Consider the following 1,778-nt stretch of genomic DNA (forward strand, 5'->3'; position numbering starts at 1 on the left):
GCGAGGTGCTCGAGATCGGCGCCCTCGGCGAAGGCGACCATCACCGCGCGCAGCGCCTCATTGAGCCGCTGCCGCAACAGCCCCTCGCGATACGCGCCGGCCGACAGCATGAAATGCACGGGATTGCCGCGCAGCTTGGCGATCGTATAGGCCGGCAGGCTCGGATTGGCGGCGCTCGCCGCGGTCCAATAATCGACGAAGGTCGCGAGGCTCTGCGTCCTGATCTCGTCGAACGACATCGTCTCGACCGCCTCGGGCGGCGGCAGCGTGGAGAGATCGAGCGTTGTGTAGCCGCTCATGTCAGCGCCGCCAGCACATTGACGGCCTTGTCCGGCTCGACGAGCGAATAATCGCCGAGATGGCCGTTTGGATAGAAATCGCCGCGGATCACCAAGGCGATGACGCCGTCGCCGCCCATGCGCTCGACGCCGAGCTTGCGCAGCCGAAAGCCCGGCTCGAACTCGCGCAGCCCCTCGGCGATCGCCATGAAATGATCGACGATGCTGCGCCCGGTCATCGGGCGATCCTGCAGACCGGGCGCTTGCGAGCCGAAGGCGCGGTCGAGCACCAGCGAGCCGACCGCCGTCGTCGCGATGACGCCGATCGACTGGGCGCATTCCGCCCAGCCGGTCAGCACCTCGCCCGTGTGGCGATCGACGCCGACCCGCATCGTCTCACTCCTGCGCCGGAGCGCCGGCGAGCGCCGGCGCCTCGATCTGCTGGACAAGGCCCTCGAGCACGTCGAAGGTCATGGCGCTCTCGGGCGCCTCGAAGACATCGCCCTCTTGGCGGCGACGCCCGTGAATGGTCCCGCCGCTGTCGCGGGCCTTGATGACCCGCCACCAGAGCATCGCGACGGGCTTCGAAGCCGATTTTCCGCGCATAAAAACCTCCTATTTGACGAATACTTTCGTCGCGAGATTGCTCACATCGGCGTCGCCGCGCGTGTCGATCGTGCCTTCCATCGCCGCCGGCTTGGAGGCGTCGGCGCCGCCGAGATAGACCGTCCCACTGAGGATGATCCTGTCCGCTGTGATCGTGACCTTGCCGCCCTCGACCGTGACGCTCGCGTCCTCCGCCTCGAGGATGGCCGCGTGATCCGTGGTGCGCAGCCGCACGGCTTTGTCGCCGGAGCCGCGCTGCGCGCGAATATCTTCGTCGGCCGCCTGCGACGGGGCCTTGTTGCCGTCATGAAAGCCGCCGGCGATCACCATCGCATTGCCGATGTCGCCTTCGGGGCAGAGCGCCATGATTTGCTGGCCGGCCTTCAGTGGCGCGAAATCCGCGCCCGTGCCGCCATGCGCGCCGACGTCGATCGGATGTGTCTCGAAGCCGAGATCGAGCACGGCCTGGTGCTTGGCGCCGTCATAGCTCTTCACGACGCCCGGCCGCACGAGATTGGAGATCATCCGCCGCAGTTCGGCGATCTGATAGGACAGCTCCTCCAGGCTGCTCACGGCGCGCCCTCCGAAGGATCGGCGCCGGTCGGCCGCGGATCGGCGAACAGCACGCCATTGACATAGAGCTCGGCCAGCGCCGCGATCGCCGCCTCGGCGCTCTCGCCGAGCAGCACGGGACTGGTCCAGGACACCTGCCACAGCGCGAGGCCCATGCCCTGCACGGCGCCCGAATATTCATTCGCGCCGCGCAAATTCTCGGGCTGGAACACGCCTTCGAGGCCGAAGCGATTGCCGGCGACAGCCAGCGCCACCGCATTGGCGATCATCAGCGCCTGTGTGTCGCGGCCGATCTTTTCGCCGTCCGCCACCGCATCCCTG

Annotated in this window: 4 protein-coding genes and 1 pseudogene; all 5 read right to left on the reverse strand. The window is 67.6% G+C overall.

Going from position 1 to position 1,778, the window contains the following annotated elements:
- Positions 1 to 299: pseudogene (locus K3F48_RS25085) on the reverse strand (baseplate J protein); the annotation flags it as partial.
- Positions 296 to 670 carry a baseplate assembly protein gene (locus K3F48_RS23645; RefSeq protein ID WP_222577887.1) on the reverse strand — a complete coding sequence of 125 codons (375 nt, stop codon included), beginning with the start codon at positions 668 to 670 and terminating at the stop codon, positions 296 to 298. The gene K3F48_RS23645 and the pseudogene K3F48_RS25085, both read right to left, overlap by 4 nt.
- A 4-nt stretch (positions 671 to 674) precedes the next feature.
- A complete protein-coding gene (locus K3F48_RS23650; protein WP_222577888.1) occupies positions 675 to 884 on the reverse strand; it encodes a hypothetical protein in 210 nt (69 codons plus the stop codon).
- Between the two features lie 9 nt (positions 885 to 893).
- Positions 894 to 1,457, reverse strand: a complete 564-nt coding sequence (locus K3F48_RS23655; RefSeq protein WP_222577889.1) for a hypothetical protein — start codon at positions 1,455 to 1,457, stop codon at positions 894 to 896.
- A partial coding sequence (locus K3F48_RS23660; protein ID WP_222577890.1) for a hypothetical protein occupies positions 1,454 to 1,778 on the reverse strand: 325 nt, incomplete at its 5' end. The genes K3F48_RS23655 and K3F48_RS23660, both read right to left, overlap by 4 nt.

Origin of the sequence: Methylosinus sp. Sm6 (assembly GCF_019802345.1) — a bacterium.
Lineage (GTDB): Bacteria > Pseudomonadota > Alphaproteobacteria > Rhizobiales > Beijerinckiaceae > Methylosinus.

Coding starts and splice junctions, on each gene's coding strand:
- K3F48_RS23645 (WP_222577887.1), bottom strand. CDS start 670: ATGCGGGTCGGCGTCGATCGCCACACGGGCGAGGTGCTGACCGGCTGG.
- K3F48_RS23650 (WP_222577888.1), bottom strand. CDS start 884: ATGCGCGGAAAATCGGCTTCGAAGCCCGTCGCGATGCTCTGGTGGCGG.